Raw genomic sequence first — 20207 nt, forward strand, 5'->3', positions numbered from 1 at the left:
CACATACCGCGCACCCCGTCCGGCGACTGCCGGACGGGGTGCGTGTTAGCGTCACGAAACGGGGCAGGTCGCCGGGTCGCGGAAACGCGGCCGTGGAGAGTCGTCAGGAGCACGGGACGTACGCGGCCGCAAGCAGGAGACGGGACACGGGGAGTGCCTTCAGGTGGCCACTGCGGAGCCGAGACGCGCCGACGACACCGGACCGGGCCCGGACACCGGCCCGCGCCCACACGTACCCGCGCCCCGCAAGGACGCCGGGGCGGACGGGTCCGGCCCGGCGGACGGCGACCGTGATCCCGGGCGGGCCGAGCCGGAAGCGTCCTCCGCGGTGAGGGCCGTCGTCGTGGCCGTGCGCGAGCGCGTGCTGCGCCACCCCGTGCTGTCCGTCACCGCGCTGGCCGGGCTCCTCCACATCCTCTGGTTCTTCACCTTCGCGAACAGCGGCGGCGACCTGGCGGCGCAGGACGCGTGGGCGGAGTTCGTCGGCCGGCACCCGGACTCGGCGTACAACCTCGCCTGGTACGGCGGCATGCACCCGGTGTCGTACAGCGTGGTGTCGCCGTATCTGATGTCGGTGCTCGGTGTCCGCACCACGATGATGATCGCGGGGACGCTGTCCGCCGGGCTGCTGACGCTGATCCTGGTCCGCAGCCGGGTGGTCCGCAATCCGCTGTGGGCGTCGCTCGCGGGCCTGTTCGGGCTGCTGGCCAACGCCGTCTCGGGCCGGGTGACGTTCGGGCTGGGCACGATGTTCGCGCTGGGCGCGGTGGCCACGGTGTTCTGCTGGCCGCACCGCTGGCGTCACAGGCGCTGGGCGAAGGCGCTGTGCGCGGCGCCGCTGGCCGCGCTGTCCACCATGGCCTCGCCGGTGTCGGGTCTGTTCGTGGGCCTGGTGGCGGTGGCGCTGTTCCTGCAGAAGCGGCGGCCGGGCGCCTGGGCGCTGGGGCTGGCGCCGAGCGCGGTGGTGGCGCTGTCGTCCTGGCTGTTCCCGTTCTCCGGCACGCAGCCGATGTCCTTCGGCTCGGCGGTCCTGCCGCTGCTGTACGCGGGGTTCGTGTTCGTGTTCGTGCCGCCCGCGTGGAAGACGGTGCGGATCACGGCGGCGGTCTACGGGCTGTCCGTACTGCTGGTCTGGCTGATCAGCTCCCAGATCGGCTCCAACATCACGCGTCTGTCGATGCTCTTCGCCGGTGCCGCGCTGGTGGCGGCGCTGCCGTTCACGGTGCCGCGCTCGCGCAAGTGGTACGCGCTGGTGGTGACGATCGTCGGCTTCGTCGGCTGGATCGGCTACAAGTCGGGGGACGACATCGTCCACACCACGCCGGCCGCCTCCTGGGCGCGTGAGCTGGCGCCGCTCGTCAACGAGCTGCAGGAGGTCGGCGCGGACAAGGGCCGGGTGGAGGTCGTGCCCGCCCGTTCCCACCGCGAGGCCTCGGCGCTCGCCCCGTACGTGAATCTGGCCCGCGGCTGGAACCGTCAGGCCGACATGAAGCGCAACCCCCTCTTCTACGACGACACGCTCAACTCGGCGAACTACCACGAGTGGCTGCGGCGCTGGGCGGTGCACTTCGTGGTGCTGCCCAAGGACGAGCCGGACGGCGACGGCGGTGAGCGGGAGCGGGAGCTGGTGCAGCGGGGTCTGCCCTACCTGGAGCAGATCTGGGGCGACGACAACTGGCAGCTGTTCCAGGTGACCGACCCGTCCCCGCTGGCCGAGCCGGACGCGGTCGTGCAGCGCGCCGAGCAGGGCGCGTGGACGATCGACGTGAAGAAGGCGGGCCCCGTCCTGGTCCGGATGCCCTACTCGCCGTGGCTGAGCCTCGTCGACGCCGAGGGCAGGAAGCTCGAGCCGCCGCAGGAGACAAAGGCCTCCGAGAACCGTCCCGAGGGTTCGCCCAAGACGTACGACAACGCCCACGGCTGTCTGATGGAGACCGAGGAGACCACCGAGGGCGACAGGTGGACGGTGCTGATCGCCCCCGAGGCGGGTACGTACCGGCTGGCGGCGCCGTACACGGTGCCGCGCGGCACCACGTGTCCGGACGAGCTCCAGGAGCAGCTCGAGGGCCAGGTCAGGGACCGGCTCGAGGACGTGCTCGAGGACGAGCTGCAGGACACGCAGGAGTAGGAGAGCCGGCCGGGAGGCCGGTCGGGGAACCGGCCGGGGCCCGCCGGGAGCCCGCCGGGGCGGCCGTTCCCGGCGGGCTCCCGCATGCGCGGCCGCCCCCTCCCCGCCGTTCATGTGGATGAACGCAGGTCAGCAAGCCGAACCTTTTTACCTGCTCTTGACTCTCCGCTTTCTTGTCGTGCCCGCGCCGACGCAACCACGATGAGCGGGCACTTCACGGCGCGCCTCGCCCTCTCCCCGCTCATACGAAGTGCCAACCAGCTGAGCGGAGTTCACAAGGCGGACCCCGGAAGGGGGGCACATGAACGGTCTCGACTGGTCCGTGCTCATCGGCTACTTCGCCGTGATGGTGGCGATCGGCGTCTGGTCGCACAAACGCGTGGACAACGTCAGCGACTTCTTCACGGCCGGCGGCAAGATGCCCTGGTGGCTGTCCGGCATCTCGCACCACATGTCGGGCTACAGCGCGGTGATGTTCACCGGGTACGCGGGCATCGCCTACACCTACGGCGTCACGTCCTTCGTCACCTGGTCGTTCCCCATCGCGCTCGGCATCGCGATCGGCGCCACCCTGTTCGCGCCGCGCATCAACCGGCTGCGCTCCCGGCTGCACGTGGCCTCTCCCCTGGAGTATCTGAAGAACCGCTACAACCTGCCCACCCAGCAGGCCCTGGCCTGGTCCGGCATGCTGCTGAAGATCGTGGACGTGGCGGCGAAGTGGGCGGCCATCGCCACGCTGCTGTCGGTCTTCACCGGCATCTCCATCAACCAGGGCATCCTGATCACCGGCGTCGTCACCGGCGTCTACTGCACGATCGGCGGCCTGTGGGCGGACGCGCTGACCGAGCTGGGCCAATTCGTCATCCAACTGCTGGCCGGTGTCGCGATGTTCGTGGCCGTCGTCATGGAGCTCGGCGACCACGGCGGCTTCTTCGGCGTCTGGGACGAACCCGAACTCCAGGGGCACGCCGATCCGCTGGTCGGCCCGTACGGGGCGGTGTTCCTGCTCGCCTACCTCTTCATCAAGCTCTTCGAGTACAACGGCGGCATGCTCAACCAGGCCCAGCGCTACATGGCCACGAGCGACGCCCGCGAGGCCACCCGCTCCGCGCGGCTGTCGGCGGTGCTGTGGCTGGTCTGGCCGCTGGTGCTGTTCTTCCCGATGTGGATGTCGCCGCTGCTGGTCGAGTCGCAGAAGCCGGACGGCTCCGACTCCTACGCGCTGATGACCGAGCAGCTGCTGCCGCACGGCCTGCTGGGCCTGGTCATCGTCGGCTTCTTCTCGCACACCATGGCCATGTGCTCCTCGGACGCCAACGCCATCGCGGCCGTCTTCACCCGCGACGTGGCGCCGGTGCTGTCGGCGCGGGCCCGCGCCTGGGGCACCCGGTCCGGGCTGCTCGCGGCCCGCCTGACCACCGTGGTCTTCCTCGCGCTGTCCATGGCGGTGGCCACCCAGGTCGACTCGCCGACGTTCAAGGACATCATCACCGTCGTCATCAAGTGGGTGGCCGGGCTGATGGGCCCGATCGCGATCCCGATGATGCTCGGACTGCTGCGGCCCTTCCGCCGCTCCGGGCCGACGGCCGCGCTCACCAGCTGGGCGCTGGGCCTGCTCGCCTTCTGGCTGGTCAACTACCCGATCCACTGGAACGTGGACGGCGGGGTGCCGCTGGAGTACCAGGTGTCGATCCCGCTGGCGGTCTCCCTCGTCCTGTACGTCCTGATCGGCTATCTCCGGCCGGAGGACACGCCGGAACGGCTCGCGATCATCGAGAAGGTCAACACGGACGGCGACGACGACTCCTCCGGCGCGGCGGCCGCGGTCCCGGCGCCCGCGGGCGAGGCGGGAGGTGTGGTGGGGACGGCGCGGTCGTCCACGGACTGAGCCGGCTCCGGCCGCCCGCCGCGGGCCCCGGTCCCCGTGTGCGCCCCTCAGCACCTGTCCGGCAGGCGCTAAGGGGCGTACGTGGAGACCACGGAACCGTCCTCGAAGGTGACGAAGACCGCACCGCCGTGGACCAGTGTGCTGGTCGGCCCGTCCCCGCTCTGCGGCCAGCCGCTGAACGTGGTGGGGAGCAGGCCGGCCCCGTCGGCGAGGCCGGGCGTGCTGACGCCTTCCGCGTCGGCCACGACCAGCCGGTCCCCGGCGACCCGCACCGTCCCCGTCCCGGACCAGGGCTGCGACCACAGCGTCCGGCCCGTGGCGAGGTCCCGGGCGATCAGTTCCGCCTCCGCGCCGTCCGGTGCGCCTCCCTCCTTTCCCTCCTTGCCGGACAGCAGGACCCCGGTGCGGCTCAGCGCCAGCGGGCGCTCGCCCCGGTGGCCGCCGGTCACCTTGCGCAGTGTCCCGCCCTCGCGGACGCCGGAGGGGCAGGACAGGTGCCCGGCTCCCTGCCCGAGCGGCTCGCAGCGTTCGGGGGCTTCGGCGAGGGTCCGGCCGTTCGCGGCGGCCAGCCCGAGGGTCCGGTCACCGCCCCGCAGGTGCACGGCGTCACCGGCGATCTCCAGCGAACGGGGGTCGGCCCCGTCGACGCTCCGCCGCCACAGCTGCCGGCGGTCGCCCGTGGCCGAGAAGGCGCGGACCAGCGCACCGCCCGTGTCACCGCCCGCCCGGTAGGCGACGAACACCCGGCCCTCGTGGGCGCGGGCCTTGACCGGCACCCACCCCTTCTCCGCGCCCACGTCGGCCACGGGCTCGCCGTCCTTGAGCCGCAGCACGGTGACACCGCCCGACTCGTCCGCCGGGACGTAGGCGTACGTCCCGTCCAGCCCGGGCTCGGCCGTGCCCGCGCCCGCCGGCGCCGCCCCCTCGGCCGGGTAGCGCCACAGCAGGCCTCCGTCGCCCGCGTCCCGTGCCTCCAGGGCGATCCCGCCCCCGTCCCGGTGCAGCCTGCACACCAGGGCGGTGTCGATCAGCAGGCAGCCGCGCGGCGTCCCGTCGCTCTCGAACGACGCGGTCCAGGGGGACCAGTCGGCGGACAGGTGCGAGCGGTCCATCGCGTCGGCCCCGAAGTCGCTCATGTCGCTGCTGACGAAGACCCGCGGCGCCGCGCCGCCCGTCGGAGCGGCGGTGCCCGCCGCTCCGCCCCCGCCTCCGCCGGTGCCGTCGTCGCCGAGCGTGGCGATCAGGACGGCCGTCACCACGCCTGCCACGACGACCGAGCCGGCCCCCGCCGCCAGGCGCGGTCGGCGGCCCTTCCGCCCGGAGGGGGACGGCGCGGCGGGCGGTGGACCGGGTTCCGGGGTGCCTGCTGGTGGAGGGGCGGCGGCCGGTCCGGGCGCGTGCCGGGGCGCGGGCGGCGCCGCCAGGGCCCTGCCCACCGTGATCTCGTACTCGCCGATCAGCCGGGCGACCCCGGCCGGCCACGGGAAGGGCGCGGTGCGGGGTTCGGGGGCGACGCCGGGCCGGGCGTTCGCGGCGGCCGGGTCCAGCTCGCGGACGAGGCGCGTGGTCGTCGGCCGCTCGGCCGGATCTGGGTGGAGGCACGCGGCGATCAGCTCGCGCAACTCGCCGGGTACCCGCGACAGGTCGGGCCGGCCCTGCGCGATGCGGTGGACGACCGCGGCCAGTTCGTCGTCGTGGAAGGGGCCCTGCCCGGTGGCGGCGTAGCACAGGACCGCCCCGAGGCAGAACACGTCCGACGCGGCGGTGACCGACCGGTCGCCCGCGACGTGTTCGGGCGACATGAAGCCGGGGGAGCCGACCATGATGCCCGTCGCGGTGAGCGCAGTGGCGTCGTAGGCCTGCGCGATGCCGAAGTCGATGAGCCGGGGCCCGGCGGCGCCCAGGACGACGTTGGCCGGTTTCAGGTCGCGGTGGACGAGCCGTGCCCCGTGCACGGCGGCCAGCCCGCGGGCCAGGTCGGCACCCAGTTCCCTGACCACCGGCACGGGCAGGGTTCCCGCGCGGGAGACGGCCTCGTCGAGCGGGGGTCCGACCACGTACTCGGTGGCCAGCCAGGGCCGGTCGGCGTCCGGGTCGGCGGCGACGAGCGCGGAGACGTAGGGGCTGCGCACCGCCCCCGCCGCCTGCGCCTCGCGGCGGAACCGGAGCCGGAAGTCCGGCTGGAGCTCCAGGTCCCGGCGGACCGTCTTGAGCGCGACCAGATCACCGGGCCCGCCGCCCTCGGGCAACGCCAGGTGCACCGTGCCCATCCCCCCGGACCCCAGCGTGCCGAGCAGCCGGTAGGAGCCGATGCCGTACGGGGCGTGGGCGTCGAGCGGGCGCAGCACGTGGAAGCACTCCAGTTCGGTCGGAAGCGGTGGGTCAGGCCGTCGGAAGTTCGAAGGAGCGCACGGTGCCGTCGTGGAAGGCGAGGAACAGGACTCCGCCGAGGGAGATCAGGCGCGGTTCCCACTCCTCCATGCCGAACTCCGCGCCCGGCCACCTCAGTCCGTTCCCGGGAGCGTGCTCGATCTCGTACCGCACGCCGTCCCCGCCGGCCACCGGCAGGGTGTACAGGTACCGGTTGTCCGCGACCACCGCCGTGCTGCCGACGATCACCGCGGCCGAGGCGCGTGCCCCGGCCGGCAGGGGCCTGCCGCCCACCGTGCGGGCGCGCGCCTCGCCCTTCTTCTGGAGGACGACGCTGCCCGGGGTGCCGAGCTGTTCGAGCCGGTAGGGGGTGGTGCCGTCCACCCACGCCAGGGTGTGGGCGCCCTCGTACTCGGCGCCCGGCCAGTCGTTGAGGGGATCGAAGGCAGGAGTGCCCGCGGGGGCGTACTTCTTCGTGTCGAGCGCCACCGTCTTGGTACCGGTGCTGCACAGCACCCGCTCGCCCACCACCCGGATGTTCTCGCACCCCCCTTCGACGGCGGCGTGCGTGGTCGCCCCGGTCCGGGCGTCGAAGCCCGTCACACCGCTGTCGGTGGAGGCGACGACCCGGCCGTCCGCGTAGGCCAGCGCCATGTAGTGGGAGCCGGCCGAACCGGTCCCCGTACGGGTGGACAGGGTCCGGTGCCACAGCGGTGCGCCGGTCTCCGTGTCGAAGGCGTGCACGACGACCCCGCTCTCGTCGTGGGCGGTCAGGAACACCGCGCCGCCGCCCGCCAACAGCGGTGCCCGGTTCGTGACTTCGCCCACCGACAGGGCCCGCTCCCAGCGGAGCCGCCCGTCCGACACGGATCTGCCGCGCACCTTGCCGCCCGCGTAGGAGACCACCGTGTCCCCGTGGATCAGCGGCTCCTTGGCGCCGCCGGGCAGCCGGGTGCCGTTCATCGGGGTCTCGGCCGCCTTCTCCCCCGGTGCGGTCGACGGCGCCTTCCAGCGCTGCTCGCCGTCGGCCGCGCCCACCGCGACCAGGCCGCCGTCCACGGTGCGGCAGACCAGGATCTCCGGGTTCAGCGCGCAGTACCGGGGGCGTCCGGGCAGCTTGGTGTTCCACGGCCGCCAGCCCTCGGGCCGGGCGGACGGGTCGGCCGGGAAGTGCCGGGTGCCGTCGACGCCGTACTCCCCGAGTCCGGAGGGTTTCTCGACCGCTTCGGCGGCCGACGCCGAAGCGGTGGGCGAGGCACCGCCCCCGCCGGCCTCCCGCCGGTCCGGGTCCTGCGAGTTCTGCGCCGCGCGCAGCGCGAACGCCCCGAGCACCCCGACCGCCGCGGCCACGGCGATCACCGTCACCAGCGTCCGCCGGGACGGCCCGCCCGGGCGTCCCGGCGGCGGCGCGGTGACCGGCGGCGCCGGTGGCCCGGTGGCGGTCTCCGCGCTGTGGACGGGCGAGGCGCCCGGCATGGTGGGGGCCCGGCCGGGCACCGGTCCCGCATGCGCGACGACCCGGGCGAGCTCCTGCCCGTAGGCGTCCACCAGGGACCGCACCGCGGGGGGCCAGACCACGGTGCCGTCGTCCGTTCCGCCCGCCTCCCGCACCGCCGCCCTGAAACGGGCCTCCAGCGCCACCGCGTCGGGCCGGGCGAACGGGTCGGCGCTCAGGCAGTCGGCGATCAGGTCGCGCACCGGCCCGGGCACCGCGCCGAGGTCCGCGTCGGCCTGCGAGATCCGGTAGAGCACGGCGGCCACCGGCCCGGACCCGAAGGGCGTCTCGCCCGTCGCCGCGAAGCACAGCACCGCGGCGAGGCAGAAGACGTCCGACGCCGCGACGACGTGGCTGCCGCCGAGGACGTGCTCGGGGGACATGTATCCGGGCGATCCCACCATCGCGCCCGTGGCGGTCATCGTGCTCGCGCCGAAGTCACGGGCGATGCCGAAGTCGATGACGCGGGGCCCGTCGGCGCCGAGCAGGACGTTCGCCGGTTTCAGGTCCCGGTGCCTGACCCGTGCCCGGTGGATGCCGCGCAGGGCGCGGGCCAGGGCCAGCCCCAGGTCGAGCACCGTCCCGACAGGCAGCGGGCCGGTCTCCCGGACGGCGCGGTCCAGGGTCGGGCCGGCCACGTACTCGGTGGCCATCCACGGCTCGGTGGCCTCCATGTCAGCGGACAACAGCCGTGCGGTGAACCGGCCTTCGACCGTCCGCGCCGTCGCGATCTCCTTGCGGAACCGGTCCCGCAGGGCCGGATCGCCGCCCAGGTCGGCGCGGATCACCTTCACCGCCGCGAGTTCCGGCTCCCCGCCGGCCGGCCCCGGACGCGTATCGGCGCCCAGGTACACCTCGCCCATGCCGCCGGTGCCGAGCCGGGCGAGGATCCGGTAGGGGCCGACCTGGCGCGGATCCGACTCCCCGAGCCCACCCAGCATGAAGTACGCCCCCCTCGTCCACGATGACGACGCCGCCGCGCGCCGGCCCGCGGACAGGCCCGCGCGGCGCCTCGTCGGCCTTGGTCCTCCGCCCACACCCTCGCATCCGCGCGACCGGCACGTCCACCGTCCCTCACCTCACGGGGACACTCCCGTCACAGCGGTGTGACAGTGTCCCCGGCACGGGCCCGGCGCGGTTCCCGGACGCGGATCCGGTTGCCGGACGGGGCCGTCAGCACCGCGGATAGCGGGCGAGCCACCCGGGGGACGAGCCGTCCGGGCCGTGAAGGGCGGGGCCCTGGGTCATCTCCATGGCGAAGTCGTCGGCCAGTTCCAGGATCGTCGGACGGCCCTCCAGCTCGGCCAGCCAGGCCGGCGGGAGGGCCGTCTCCCCGTGCAGGGCGCCGAGCAGCCCGCCGGTCAGCGCGCCGGTCGCGGCGGAGGGCCCGCCGTGGTTCACGGCCAGCCGCAGCCCGTGCCGTACGTCCTCGGCGACGAGGAGGCAGTACACGGCGGCGGCCACCTGTCCCTCCGCCGTGCCCCCGCCGGCCAGCTCCGTGACCCGGGCCGCCGTCGGTATCCCCTGCCGCACCGCCCCCAGCGCGTGCCGCAGCGCGTCCGCGACCGGCTCGTGCCCGGGGTACGCGGTGAGCAGTGCGAGCGCCCGCTCCACCGCCGGGTCCGGGCTCTCCCCGCGCGCCAGCCCGTGCACGAGCACGGCGTACGCGCCCGCCGCCAGGTATCCGGCGGGGTGGCCGTGGGTCTGCGCCGCGCACTCCACGGCGAGCTGGGCGACCAGCTGCGGCTCCCACCCGACCAGCAGCCCGAACGGCGCCGACCGGGCGGCGGCCTCCGGCCCGCGCTCCCCCGGGTTCCTGGGCGCGGCCGGCGTCCCCATGACGGCGTCGCCGAGGCCGAGCATCAGCGAGCGCGGCGGGTCGCGCCGGACGTACAGCCACTCCTCGCGGGCCAGCCAGCCGTCGTCCTCGCGGCGCTCGTCCGGCCCCCAGTCGTGCTGGGTGGCGAGCCAGCGCCGGTACGCCCGGTGCAGGTCGGTCGGCGGGTGCCAGGCCCCGGTGTCGCGCCGCACCTGGGCGCGGATCAGGCCGTCGACGGAGAACAGGGCGAGCTGCGTGAGGTGGGTGACCGCGCCGCGCCGACCGTGGGCGGGGACGAGGCCGGCCGGGCCCCCGGGGCCGTACGCCTCCTCGATGGCGTCGAGGTCCAGCCCGTCGACGGGTGCCCCGAAGGCGTCCCCGACGGCCGCGCCGAGCAGCGTCCCGCGCACCCGGCTCCGGAAGTCCTGCTGCTCGGCCCGCCCCCACAGGGCACCACCGGCTGTCCCGCCCACCCGACCTCCCGCGGCACCGCGCGTATGTACGACGCGCAGCACAGTAGCCGAACGCGGACGGCCGCTCCGGGAGACGGAAGAGGCCGGAAAGGGCCGGGAACACGGCCCGTCCGGCCGGACGGGGACAGCCGCCGGGCGTTGAACTCCCTTACGGCGTGGGGAAGTACACCGCATGACGACCCCCATCACCTCGCGCGCCCTGCCCGTCACGGCCGCCGCGCTGACCGCCACCGTCACCCTCTACATGGCGCTCGTCGCCTTCGGGAACATCACCGACTTCGGCACCAACCAGCAGTTCGTCCGGCATGTGCTCGCGATGGACACCACGTTCCGGGACGAGGACCTGATGTGGCGGGCGATCACCACGCGGTGGGTGCAGGACGCCGCGTACGTGCTGATCATCGTCTGGGAGACCGCCGCCGCGCTCGTGCTGGCCTACGGGACCTGGCTGTGGGTGCGGCGTGACCGCGTACGGGCGCGGCGGTACTCCACGTACGGGCTGCTGATGGTGATGCTGCTGTTCGGGGCCGGGTTCATCGGGATCGGCGGGGAGTGGTTCGCCATGTGGCAGTCCGAGCAGTGGAACGGGCTGGACGCCGCGACCCGGATCTTCCTGCTCAGCGGGGTCGTGCTGCTCGTCGACCACTTCGCGGCCGACGGGACCCGGTAGGTCACTTCACCACGACGACGGTGGTGCCCTTGATGCCGAAGGCCCACAGGGCGGCGCCGTCCGCCTTGTGCAGCCGCACGCCGCCGGTCCTGGCGCCGGAGGCGGGCGGCGGGGGCGAGGAGCCGTCGACGGCGTTGGAGAAGCCGACCGAGATGCCGTCCGCGAGGGCGAAGTAGACGATGTTCTCCACCTGGACCCCGTCCGAGCCGGTCGTCGCCTCGGTGCGGCTGCCGATCGTGTAGCTGCCGGGGTCGGGGCTGACCGTGCCCGGCCAGACGGTGAAGGAGCGCCGGGTGGTGTCGCTGGCGTCGACCAGCCAGACCCGCTTCTGGCCGAGGGAGTAGACGATGCGCCGCCCGGTGCCGGAGCCGTCCGGTACGGCGGGCGGGGCCGCCGTCTCCTGCGGGGAGGGCTTGGCGTCCCCGGTCCCCGAGGCCGCGGGCCGGACGGCCGCCGCGGTCGGGTGCGGTCCGCCGTCCGCCTGTACGGCCAGTCCGGTCACCACCACGACCGCGCCCGCGGTCAGACCGGTGACCCAGGCCCACGAAGGCAGTCGGGCAGGCACGGGCACACATCTCCTCAGTGACGAGAATCCCCCGACACACCGGGGGTCCGATCATCGTACTGTGAGCGGCCCGTGCCTCGGTCCGGCGGCCGGTCGGACGGTCCGGCGGCCGGCTGGGCGGTCCGGCGGCCGGCTGGGCGGTCCGGCGGCCGGCTGGGCGGTCCGGCGGCCGGCTGGGCGGTCCGGCGGCCGGAAGCTCCTGTAGATCGTCAGTCCAGCACCGGCAGCAGTTCCGGCAGGTGTCCGTCGGAGGCCGCGGCCGCCCGCCGCCGTTCCTCGGGGACCTCGCCGTACAGGGTGGTGCGGGGCTTCGCCGGGCGGCCCGCCGCGTCGGCGACGGCGATCAGGTCCTTGACCGACTTGTAGGAGCCGTAGGAGGAGCCCGCCATGCGGGAGATCGTCTCCTCCATGAGCGTGCCGCCGAGGTCGTTCGCCCCGGAGCGGAGCATCTCCGCCGCGCCCTCGGTGCCCAGTTTCACCCAGCTCGTCTGGATGTTGGGGATGTGGGGGTGGAGCAGGAGGCGGGCCATCGCCGTGACCGCGCGGTTGTCCCGCACGGTCGGCCCGGGGCGGGCGATGCCCGCGAGGTAGACGGGCGCGTTGGTGTGGACGAAGGGCAGGGTCACGAACTCCGTGAAGCCGCCCGTGCGCTGCTGGATGCCGGCGAGGGTGCGCAGGTGGCCGAGCCAGTGGCGGGGCTGGTCGACGTGGCCGTACATCATCGTGGAGCTGGACCGGATGCCCAGTTCGTGGGCGGTCTCGATCACCTCGATCCAGGTGGCCGCCGGCAGCTTGCCCTTGGTGAGGATCCAGCGGACCTCGTCGTCGAGGATCTCCGCCGCGGTGCCGGGAATGGAGTCGAGGCCGGCCTCCTTCGCGGCGGTGAGCCACTCGCGGATCGGCATGCCGGTGCGGGTGGCGCCGTTGACGACCTCCATCGGGGAGAAGGCGTGCACGTGCATGCCGGGGACGCGGGCCTTCACCGCCCTCGCGATGTCGAAGTACGCGGTGCCGGGCAGGTCGGGGTGGATGCCGCCCTGCATGCAGACCTCGACCGCGCCGACCTCCCACGCCTGCTGGGCGCGGTCGGCGACCTGGTCCAGGGAGAGGGTGTAGGCGTCGGCGTCCGTGCGGCGCTGGGCGAAGGCGCAGAAGCGGCAGCCGGTGTAGCAGACGTTGGTGAAGTTGATGTTGCGGGTGACGATGTACGTCACGTCGTCGCCGACCGCCGAGCGGCGCACGTCGTCGGCCACCTTGCACAGGGCGTCCAGCGCGGGGCCGTCGGCGTGCAGGAGGGCCAGCGCCTCGTCGTCGGTGAGCCTGGTGGGGTCGTCGGCGGCCGTGGCGAGCGCGGCGCGCACGTCGGTGTCGATGCGCTCCGGCGCCATGCCGGGGGCGGCCGCCTCGCGCAGGGCGCCCCAGTCGCCGTACACCTCGTCGAAGTCGTCGCGGCGGTCCGAGGTGCGGCCCTCGGTGTCGATGGTGCGGTGCAGGTCGGTGCGGCCGGACGCCTCGAAGGCCTCGTCCGGCTCCTGCCACGGGCGGCCCTCGACCACCGCGTCCTCGCGGGCCAGGCCGGTGTCCGGGTCGGCGAGCGCGCGGACGTGCGGCAGCAGGCGCGGGTCCAGCCAGGGCTCGCCGCGCCGCACGAACTCGGGGTAGACGCACAGGCGTTCGCGCAGTTCGAAGCCGGCCGCGCGGGACCTGCCGGCGAGTTCCTCGATCTGCGGCCAGGGACGCTCGGGGTTGACGTGGTCGATGGTGAGCGGGGAGACGCCGCCCCAGTCGTCGATGCCGGCGGCGATCAGACGCTCGTACTCGGCGTCCACCAGGTTGGGCGGGGCCTGGATGTTGGCGGCGGGGCCCATGAGGTGCCGGGCGACGGCCACCGTGGCGACCAGCTCGTCCAGTTCCGCGTCCGGCATGCCACGCATCGCGGTGTCGGGCTTGGCGCGGAAGTTCTGGATGATCAGCTCCTGGACGCCGTGGTAGGCGCGGGAGACCTTGCGCAGCGCGAACAGCGACTCGGCGCGCTCCTCGTAGGTCTCGCCGATGCCGATGAGGATGCCGGAGGTGAAGGGGACGGAGGAGCGTCCGGCGTCCTCCAGGACGCGCAGGCGCACGGCCGGTTCCTTGTCCGGGGAGCCGTGGTGGGGGCCGCCGGGCTCGGACCACAGGCGGGTCGCGGTCGTCTCCAGCATCATGCCCATGGAGGGCGCGACCGGCTTGAGGCGCTGGAAGTCCGTCCAGGTCAGCACGCCCGGGTTGAGGTGGGGCAGCAGGCCCGTCTCCTCCAGGATGCGGATCGAGATCGCGCGGACGTAGGCGATCGTGTCGTCGTAGCCGTGCGCGTCGAGCCATTCGCGGGCCTCGGGCCAGCGGTCCTCGGGCTTGTCGCCGAGGGTGATGAGGGCTTCCTTGCAGCCGAGGGCGGCGCCCTTGCGGGCGATGTCCAGCACCTCGTCCGGCGACATGAACATCCCGTGCCCGGCGCGGCGCAGCTTGCCGGGGACGGTGACGAAGGTGCAGTAGTGGCACTTGTCCCGGCACAGGCGGGTGAGCGGGACGAAGACGCTCTTCGAGTAGGTGATGACGCCGGGGCGGCCCGCCGCCTCCAGGCCGGCGTCGCGCACCCGGGCGGCGGACGCGGTGAGGTCGGCGAGGTGCTCGCCGCGGGCCTGGAGCAGCACCGCGGCCTCACGGACGTCGAGGGCGACACCGTCCCGGGCGCGTTTGAGGGCGCGACGCAGGGAGTTCTCGGTGGGACCGGCCGGGCCGGCGGCGCCGGTGGGGTCGTCGGGCCCGGTTCCGGAGGTCGCGGAAGTCGTCATCCTCCGAGCATACGAGCGCCATGATCGGGGCACGGCGCGCGTCCCGCTCCCCACCGGGCGGTTTCCGTCCCTCCATGCCCCGAACCTCCTCGGTCTTCCTGGGCCGCCGGCGGCGCGGGCGGTCCCGGAGAGGTGAGGGTGCTGTGATCGGCGTCTCCGACGGCTGACGCGGTCGCCGTCCACAGGGCAAACTGGCGTAGTTGCTCAGGATGTCTAGGGGGACGGCATGGACGGTGGACCGCGCGCTCCGGGGCAGCGGCTTTCCGCGGTGGCGGCGGAACCGGGGCCGCCGGCCGCGCTGCGGTTCGGCGTGCTCGGGCCGGTGCGCGCCTGGCGCGGCGACGAGCCGCTGCCCACCGGTTCCCCGCAGCAACGCGCGCTGCTGGCCGCCCTGTTGCTGCGCGAGGGCCGTACGGCCACCGCGGCCGAGCTGATCGACGCGCTGTGGGGAGAGGAACCGCCGTCGCAGGCGCTGGCGGCGGTGCGCACGTACGCGTCGCGGCTGCGGAAGATCCTGGACCCCGGGGTGCTGGTCAGCGAGTCGGGCGGGTACGCCGTGCGGGGACTGGTCGGCGGGGCCCTGGACCTGTCGCTCGCCCAGGACCTGGCCGCCGAGGCGGAGAAGGCGCGGGCCGCCGGCGACCTGTGCCGGGCCCGTGAGACGCTGCGGCGCGCGCTGGCGCTGTGGGACGGCGAGACACTGGCGGGCGTCCCCGGCCCGTACGCCGATACGCAGCGGGTCCGGCTGGAGGAGTGGCGGCTCCAACTCGTCGAGACGCGGCTCGACATGGACCTGGAGCAGGGCTGTCACGCGGAGGCCGTCTCGGAGCTGACCGCGCTGACCGCCGCGCACCCGCTGCGCGAACGGCTGCGGGAGCTGCTGATGCTCGCCCTGTACCGCAGCGGACGCCAGGCCGAGGCGCTGGCCGTGTACGCGGACACGCGGCGGCTGCTCGCCGACGAGCTGGGCGTCGACCCGCGCCCCGGCCTGCGCGAGCTGCAACAGCGCATCCTCCGGGCGGACCCGGCCCTGTCGGAGACGTCCGCCCCCGCCCCGGAGACCGCCGCTCCCCCGGTCCGCCCCGCCCAGCTCCCCGCCTCCGTACCGGACTTCACGGGACGCGCGTCCTTCGTGCGGGAGCTGAGCGAGGTGCTGGCCTCGGCGTCGGGCGCCGAGGGCCGGGTGATGGCCGTCTCCGCCCTCGCCGGCATCGGCGGCGTCGGCAAGACCACCCTCGCCGTGCACGTCGCCCACCGGGCGCGGGCCGCCTTCCCGGACGGACAGCTCTACGTCGACCTCCAGGGCGCGGGCGCGCGGGCGGCGGAACCGGAGACGGTGCTGGGCGCCTTCCTGCGCGCCCTGGGCACGGCCGACTCGGCCATCCCCGACTCCCTGGAGGAGCGCGCCGCCCTCTACCGCTCCGTCCTGGACGGCCGCCGCGTCCTGGTGCTGCTGGACAACGCCCGCGACGCCGCCCAGGTGCGCCCGCTGCTGCCCGGCACGGAGGGGTGCGCGGCGCTGGTGACGTCCCGGGCGCGGATGGTGGACCTCGCCGGGGCGCATCTGGTCGACCTGGACGTGATGTCCCCCGAGGAGGCGCTGACCCTCTTCACGAAGATCGTGGGCGAGGAGCGGGTCGCCGCGGAGCGGGAGGCGGCCCTGGACGTGGTGGGGGCGTGCGGCTTCCTGCCGCTGGCCATCCGCATCGCCGCCTCCCGCCTCGCGGCCCGGCGCACCTGGACGGTGTCCGTCCTCGCGGCGAAACTGGCGGACGAGCGGCGCCGGCTGGACGAGCTGCGGGCCGGCGACCTCGCGGTCAAGGCCACGTTCGAACTGGGCTACGGGCAACTGGAACCGGCCCAGGCCCGTGCCTTCCGGCTCCTCGGACTGGCCGACGGCCCCGACATCTCCCTCGCCGCCGCGGCGGCGGTGCTGGACCTGCCGGCGGAGGAGACGGAGGACCTGCTGGAGTCCCTCGTGGACACGTCCCTGCTGGAGTCGGCGGCACCGGGACGCTACCGCTTCCACGACCTCGTCCGCCTCTACGCGCGTGCATGCGCGGAGAGGGACGAACACCCGCCGACCGAACGGGACGCGGCGCTGTCCAGGCTGCTGGACTTCTACCTGGCCACGGCGGCGGCGGTGTACGCGATCGAACGCCCGGGGGACCGGTTGGTGGACGGCCTGGAGCCGACCGAGCACCCGGGGCTGACGTTCACCGAGGGCTCGGCGGCCCTGGACTGGCTGTACAGCGAGGCGGCTCCCCTGCTCGCGTGCGTACGGCAGGCCGCCGGGACGGACAGGCTGCGGCGAGCGGTGGACCTGCTGTGGGCGGCCAAGGACCTGACGGAGTCCGGGGCGAATTCCCACCAGTACGAGACGACGGCCAGGGCGATGTGCGACGCCACCAGGGCCGGTGGGGATCCACGTGCCGAGGGCAGAGCCCGTACGACCCTCACCAACGTGCTTCTGGTGTCCGGGCGCATCCAGCAGGCCGCCGAGCAAGCGGAGCTGGCCATGGCACTCGCAGAGTCGGCTCGGGACACTACCGCCGTCAGCTGGGTCGCGAACGACCGGGGACTCATCTCTCTGCATCAAGGCCGGTACGCGGACGGGCGAATTTTCCTGGAGCAAGCCATCGAGGGCTACCAGGCAGCCGGCAACCGTGCCGGTGAAGCTCTCAGCCTCTGCAACCTTTCCCGCGCACATCTGGGCATGGGCAACACCGAGAAGGCGGTGGCGATCGCGAACAGAGGTCTGACCGCTCAGCTCGACATCGGCCGGACCATGCGTCTCGCCAACGGCCACTTCACCCTGGGCATAGCGCTGATCGGTGCGGGCCGCCACACAGAGGCTCTCAGCCAGTTCTCCGACGCTCTGCGCATTTTCGAGGTCCATCGACAGCGCCTCTGGCAGGGCACGACCAACTTCCGTATCGCTCAGGTGCACTTGTCCGCTCAGCGTCCGGCGCAGGCGGCACAGCACGCCGAACAGGCCTTGGCACTGGGGTGCATCGGTGGTGACCGGATGCGTGGGAACGTTCTGTTGCTCCTCGGCCGCGCCCTTGCCGAGCTCGGCCAGGCGGACCGGGCCAGAGCCTGCTGGCGAGATGCGCTCAATCTCTTTCAGCAGTGCGGTGCATCAGAGGCTGACGAGGCTCGCGCGCTGCTTTCCCCGGTCACGGCGTCCTGAAGGCGTTCAGCATTCGTTTATCTCCCTCGTGCATTGTTCTTCCTGTCATACCGTCAGCAGGGGGAGACGGTCTGACCAGGAGCCCTGCCAGTATCGTGCGGCTCCGAACGCCCGTCCGGCGGCCCGCGGGGGAGCTACCGGGCGGGTGTTCCTCACCAGCCGACACAGCAGCGAAGGAACACAGACCATGAGCGACCCGAAGAAGGACACGGAAGCCACCACTCTGGACAACGCGATGCCCACTCCGCCGGCGCAGGGCGAGACCATCACCACGATGGACAACGCGATGCCCACTCCGCCCGCGAAGGACGCCATCACCACGATGGACAACGCGATGCCCGCGCCGCCCGCCCTGGGCCTGGACGGCAAGTAGACCTTTTCCCGCACGGGGATCGGCCGCGGCGGCGCGGAGGGGGAGCCGCCGCGGCCGATGCATGTCTGTGATCACTTCCGGCCAACATCTGGCACCAAACGTTCGAAGCGCTCGAACACACGCACTCGACGTCTCTGCTCTCACCTCCTGTCCGGACTTCCTCCGAACTCACAGGAGTTGGAAATGACCCGCGCCAAGAAGCTGCTCGCCACCGTCGCCCTCGTGCTCGGCGCCACCGCCGCCGCCACGAGCCCGGCACTGGCCGACAGCCACATGCCCGTGCCCCCGCAGGACACGGTCGTCGTGACGCTCGAGAACCCCATGCCCTGACGCGGGCGCTTCACCGACGAGGCCGGGGGGAATCCCCGGCCTCACTCGCGTACGGCGCCGGTCTCCGCCCCGACCACCTCGCACCACACCGTCTTCCCGCCCGCGCCCCCGCACTCCACACCCCACCTGCGTGCCACCGCGTCCACCAGCGACAGCCCGCGCCCGGCCTCGTCCTCCGCACCGGCGTGGTGAAGCACCGGCAGGACATGTGCCGCCGGGTCGGTGACCTCGATGCGCGTGGGCGCACCCGGCGTACGCCCGGCCACCCGCACGTGCACCGGCGTCCCCTCCCCCACGTGCCGCACCACGTTCGCGACCAGCTCCGTCACGCAGAGCTGCGCCTCGGCGCGCACCCCGGCGTCCACGTACTCCCCGACTGCCCGGCGCAGTTCGGGCACCGCCTTGGGCAGAGCCAGGAGCTCGATCCTGAGGTCCGTCAGGCCCTCGCCCCGTCCGCTCACCCCTCCGCCGCCTTCCGGAGAACCTCCGTCAGCCGCCGCGCCGTCGCCACGTTGCAGTTCCCCAGGGCGATCAGCCCGGCCGGCGGGCGGTACGCGCCCGCGAAGCCCGGCAGGTCGACGCGGAGGGACGGCAGCGTGATGCCGTGGACGGCCAGGGCGTCGCGCAGGGCCTCGGCGCAGAGCGTCACGTCGTAGGCCGTGGGGGCGGGTTCGGGAGAAGGGGGTGGTGACTGCATGGACGTACACCTTCCGTGCTCTGGGTGACGAATCGGTCACAGCATGGAGCCGCCCTCCCTATCGTGGAAGAGGAAACCGTTCCCGGCCGCGACCCGCGGAACCGGACGCGGTACCGGTGGAGTCGCGGCAACGGAAAGACGGGTGGGCGGCGTGCGACGCAAGGACATCGACGGGTCGGAAAGCGTCCCGAGCTTCTACGGCAAGGAACTGCGCTGGAAACGCGAGCAAGCGGGCCTGACCCTCGGCCAGTTGGCGGAGGGAAGCTTCTACGGGCTGAGCCACCTCAGCGAGATCGAACGCGGCGAGCGCCGCATGCCCCGCGAACTCGCCGAGCACGTGGACCGGATGCTCGGCACCGACGGCTTCTTCGCCCGACGCTGCGAGGACGTGCACAAGGCCCGCCGGAAGGGTCACGCCAAGTACTTCGAGCGGGTGCTGGAGGCGGAGCGGCACGCGGACGTCATCGAGGAATGGTGCCCAACGCTCTTCCCGGGACTGCTCCAGACCGGCCCGTACATCTATGCCGTCGTACGCGCCACGCACCCTCTGGAGTCCGTCAGGACAACGGAGGAGAAGGTCCAGGCCAGACTGGCCCGAGGGCGCCTCTTGGACGACGAGGGAGCGACGCCCGAGTACTGGGTGATCCTCGACGAGTCGCTGCTCCGGCGTCCCATCCTGCCTCCGGCGGAGATGGCCGAGCAGTTGGAGCACATCGCGGAACTGGCGCGTCGGCCGCGGATCACTCCACAAGTGCTGCCGTGGAACACCGGGCGACCGCATCCGTTCATGCTCGGCACGGCAAAGCTGATGACCTTTCCCGACGCTCCGCCACTCGTCTACACCGAGTCCCTGCACACCGGAGACACCATTGACGAACCGGCTCTCGTGAGGGAGTACCGCAAGTCGTACGATCGGCTCAGGGCCACCGCCCTACCACCCGAGGCGTCCCTCGCCCTGATCGAGGAAGTGGCTGATGACTACCGACGCGGCAAACAAGGGGATTGAGTTGACCGGCCTCCACTGGCGGAGCAGCAGTTACAGCAACGGCAGTGGCGGCGACTGCGTCGAGGTCGCCCACGGCCTCCCCGGACTCGTCCCCGTACGGGACTCCAAGCAGGCGGGGAACGGGGACGACGGGCCCGTCCTGCTCTTCCGACCCCGCGCCTGGCAGGCGTTCGTCGACGAGTACCGCGTCGGCTGAGGGCCGTCGACATGGCAGGCAACGGCTCTGACCTGGGCTCCGCACGCTGGCACAAGAGCAGTTACAGCAACGGCGACGGCGGCGACTGCGTCGAGGTCGCCCACGGCCTCCCCGGACTCGTCCCCGTACGGGACTCCAAGCAGGCGGGGAACGGGGACGACGGGCCCGTCCTG

At 73.4% G+C, this 20207-nt stretch carries 16 protein-coding genes; 9 read left to right on the top strand and 7 right to left on the bottom strand.

The genetic code is table 11. The features are described from left to right. Window positions 1-163 precede the first annotated feature (163 nt). Together ACFYOJ_RS05200 and ACFYOJ_RS05205 are read left to right on the top strand one after the other, a co-directional pair. The gene (locus tag ACFYOJ_RS05200) at window positions 164-2128 is read left to right on the top strand and encodes an MFS transporter (protein WP_356553509.1); all 1965 of its coding nucleotides are present in this window, start codon (window positions 164-166) and stop codon (window positions 2126-2128) included. Between the two features lie 301 nt (window positions 2129-2429). Then, the gene (locus ACFYOJ_RS05205) at window positions 2430-4016 is read left to right on the top strand and encodes a sodium:solute symporter family protein (protein WP_356553507.1); all 1587 of its coding nucleotides are present in this window, start codon (window positions 2430-2432) and stop codon (window positions 4014-4016) included. A 68-nt stretch (window positions 4017-4084) separates the two neighbouring features. Here the strand turns inward: ACFYOJ_RS05205 and ACFYOJ_RS05210 are convergent, their stop codons facing one another. From ACFYOJ_RS05210 to ACFYOJ_RS05220, 3 genes are all read right to left on the bottom strand, one after another. Then, window positions 4085-6364: a protein kinase gene (locus ACFYOJ_RS05210; RefSeq protein ID WP_356553506.1), complete on the bottom strand. Its 2280-nt coding sequence runs from the start codon at window positions 6362-6364 to the stop codon at window positions 4085-4087. A gap of 34 nt (window positions 6365-6398) precedes the next feature. Continuing rightward, entirely contained in the window at window positions 6399-8822 is a 2424-nt protein-coding gene (locus tag ACFYOJ_RS05215) for a serine/threonine-protein kinase (RefSeq protein ID WP_356553505.1), read from the bottom strand. Window positions 8823-9054: 232 nt separating this feature from the next. Beyond that, window positions 9055-10173: an ADP-ribosylglycohydrolase family protein gene (locus ACFYOJ_RS05220; protein ID WP_356553503.1), complete on the bottom strand. Its 1119-nt coding sequence runs from the start codon at window positions 10171-10173 to the stop codon at window positions 9055-9057. Between the two features lie 172 nt (window positions 10174-10345). Between ACFYOJ_RS05220 and ACFYOJ_RS05225 the strand changes: the two genes are divergently transcribed. Continuing rightward, entirely contained in the window at window positions 10346-10843 is a 498-nt protein-coding gene (locus ACFYOJ_RS05225) for a DUF2165 domain-containing protein (protein ID WP_356553502.1), read from the top strand. A 1-nt stretch (window position 10844) separates the two neighbouring features. On the opposite strand, the gene ACFYOJ_RS05230 is transcribed toward ACFYOJ_RS05225, so the two are convergent. Both ACFYOJ_RS05230 and ACFYOJ_RS05235 read right to left on the bottom strand, forming a co-directional pair. Continuing rightward, window positions 10845-11408 carry a hypothetical protein gene (locus ACFYOJ_RS05230; RefSeq protein ID WP_356553501.1) on the bottom strand — a complete coding sequence of 188 codons (564 nt, stop codon included), beginning with the start codon at window positions 11406-11408 and terminating at the stop codon, window positions 10845-10847. 209 nt (window positions 11409-11617) lie between these two features. Continuing rightward, window positions 11618-14239, bottom strand: a complete 2622-nt coding sequence (locus ACFYOJ_RS05235; protein WP_356553499.1) for a bifunctional FO biosynthesis protein CofGH — start codon at window positions 14237-14239, stop codon at window positions 11618-11620. A gap of 226 nt (window positions 14240-14465) precedes the next feature. Between ACFYOJ_RS05235 and ACFYOJ_RS05240 the strand changes: the two genes are divergently transcribed. From ACFYOJ_RS05240 to ACFYOJ_RS05250, 3 genes are all read left to right on the top strand, one after another. Continuing rightward, window positions 14466-17432 (top strand): BTAD domain-containing putative transcriptional regulator, encoded by a 2967-nt coding sequence (locus ACFYOJ_RS05240; protein WP_356553498.1) that lies wholly within the window; start codon window positions 14466-14468, stop codon window positions 17430-17432. A gap of 187 nt (window positions 17433-17619) precedes the next feature. After that, window positions 17620-17805: a hypothetical protein gene (locus tag ACFYOJ_RS05245; protein ID WP_356553496.1), complete on the top strand. Its 186-nt coding sequence runs from the start codon at window positions 17620-17622 to the stop codon at window positions 17803-17805. 183 nt (window positions 17806-17988) lie between these two features. Then, complete coding sequence (locus ACFYOJ_RS05250; protein WP_356553495.1) at window positions 17989-18135, top strand: hypothetical protein; 147 nt, start codon at window positions 17989-17991, stop codon at window positions 18133-18135. 41 nt (window positions 18136-18176) lie between these two features. On the opposite strand, the gene ACFYOJ_RS05255 is transcribed toward ACFYOJ_RS05250, so the two are convergent. Both ACFYOJ_RS05255 and ACFYOJ_RS05260 read right to left on the bottom strand, forming a co-directional pair. After that, on the bottom strand, window positions 18177-18596 hold the full coding sequence (locus ACFYOJ_RS05255; protein ID WP_356553493.1) for an ATP-binding protein: 420 nt from the start codon (window positions 18594-18596) through the stop codon (window positions 18177-18179). After that, window positions 18593-18832: a hypothetical protein gene (locus ACFYOJ_RS05260; protein WP_356553491.1), complete on the bottom strand. Its 240-nt coding sequence runs from the start codon at window positions 18830-18832 to the stop codon at window positions 18593-18595. The genes ACFYOJ_RS05255 and ACFYOJ_RS05260 overlap by 4 nt, the downstream gene beginning before the upstream one ends. 151 nt (window positions 18833-18983) lie before the next feature. Here ACFYOJ_RS05260 and ACFYOJ_RS05265 point away from each other — a divergent pair, with 151 nt between their 5' ends. The 3 genes from ACFYOJ_RS05265 to ACFYOJ_RS05275 all read left to right on the top strand — a co-directional run. After that, on the top strand, window positions 18984-19838 hold the full coding sequence (locus ACFYOJ_RS05265) for a Scr1 family TA system antitoxin-like transcriptional regulator (protein WP_388596182.1): 855 nt from the start codon (window positions 18984-18986) through the stop codon (window positions 19836-19838). After that, a complete protein-coding gene (locus ACFYOJ_RS05270; protein WP_356553487.1) occupies window positions 19807-20034 on the top strand; it encodes a DUF397 domain-containing protein in 228 nt (75 codons plus the stop codon). Before ACFYOJ_RS05265 ends, ACFYOJ_RS05270 begins: the two co-directional genes overlap by 32 nt. Before the next feature lie 11 nt (window positions 20035-20045). Continuing rightward, a partial coding sequence (locus ACFYOJ_RS05275; protein ID WP_388596211.1) for a DUF397 domain-containing protein occupies window positions 20046-20207 on the top strand: 162 nt, incomplete at its 3' end.

It is taken from the genome of Streptomyces sp. NPDC006384, assembly GCF_042870695.1.
Lineage (GTDB): Bacteria > Actinomycetota > Actinomycetes > Streptomycetales > Streptomycetaceae > Streptomyces.

Excerpts from the sequence above, each read along its gene's own strand:
- ACFYOJ_RS05205 (WP_356553507.1), top strand. The coding sequence starts at position 2,430 with ATGAACGGTCTCGACTGGTCCGTGCTCATCGGCTACTTCGCCGTGATG.
- ACFYOJ_RS05215 (WP_356553505.1), bottom strand. The coding sequence starts at position 8,822 with ATGCTGGGTGGGCTCGGGGAGTCGGATCCGCGCCAGGTCGGCCCCTAC.
- ACFYOJ_RS05225 (WP_356553502.1), top strand. The coding sequence starts at position 10,346 with ATGACGACCCCCATCACCTCGCGCGCCCTGCCCGTCACGGCCGCCGCG.
- ACFYOJ_RS05235 (WP_356553499.1), bottom strand. The coding sequence starts at position 14,239 with ATGACGACTTCCGCGACCTCCGGAACCGGGCCCGACGACCCCACCGGC.
- ACFYOJ_RS05240 (WP_356553498.1), top strand. The coding sequence starts at position 14,466 with ATGGACGGTGGACCGCGCGCTCCGGGGCAGCGGCTTTCCGCGGTGGCG.
- ACFYOJ_RS05245 (WP_356553496.1), top strand. The coding sequence starts at position 17,620 with ATGAGCGACCCGAAGAAGGACACGGAAGCCACCACTCTGGACAACGCG.
- ACFYOJ_RS05250 (WP_356553495.1), top strand. The coding sequence starts at position 17,989 with ATGACCCGCGCCAAGAAGCTGCTCGCCACCGTCGCCCTCGTGCTCGGC.
- ACFYOJ_RS05260 (WP_356553491.1), bottom strand. The coding sequence starts at position 18,832 with ATGCAGTCACCACCCCCTTCTCCCGAACCCGCCCCCACGGCCTACGAC.
- ACFYOJ_RS05270 (WP_356553487.1), top strand. The coding sequence starts at position 19,807 with ATGACTACCGACGCGGCAAACAAGGGGATTGAGTTGACCGGCCTCCAC.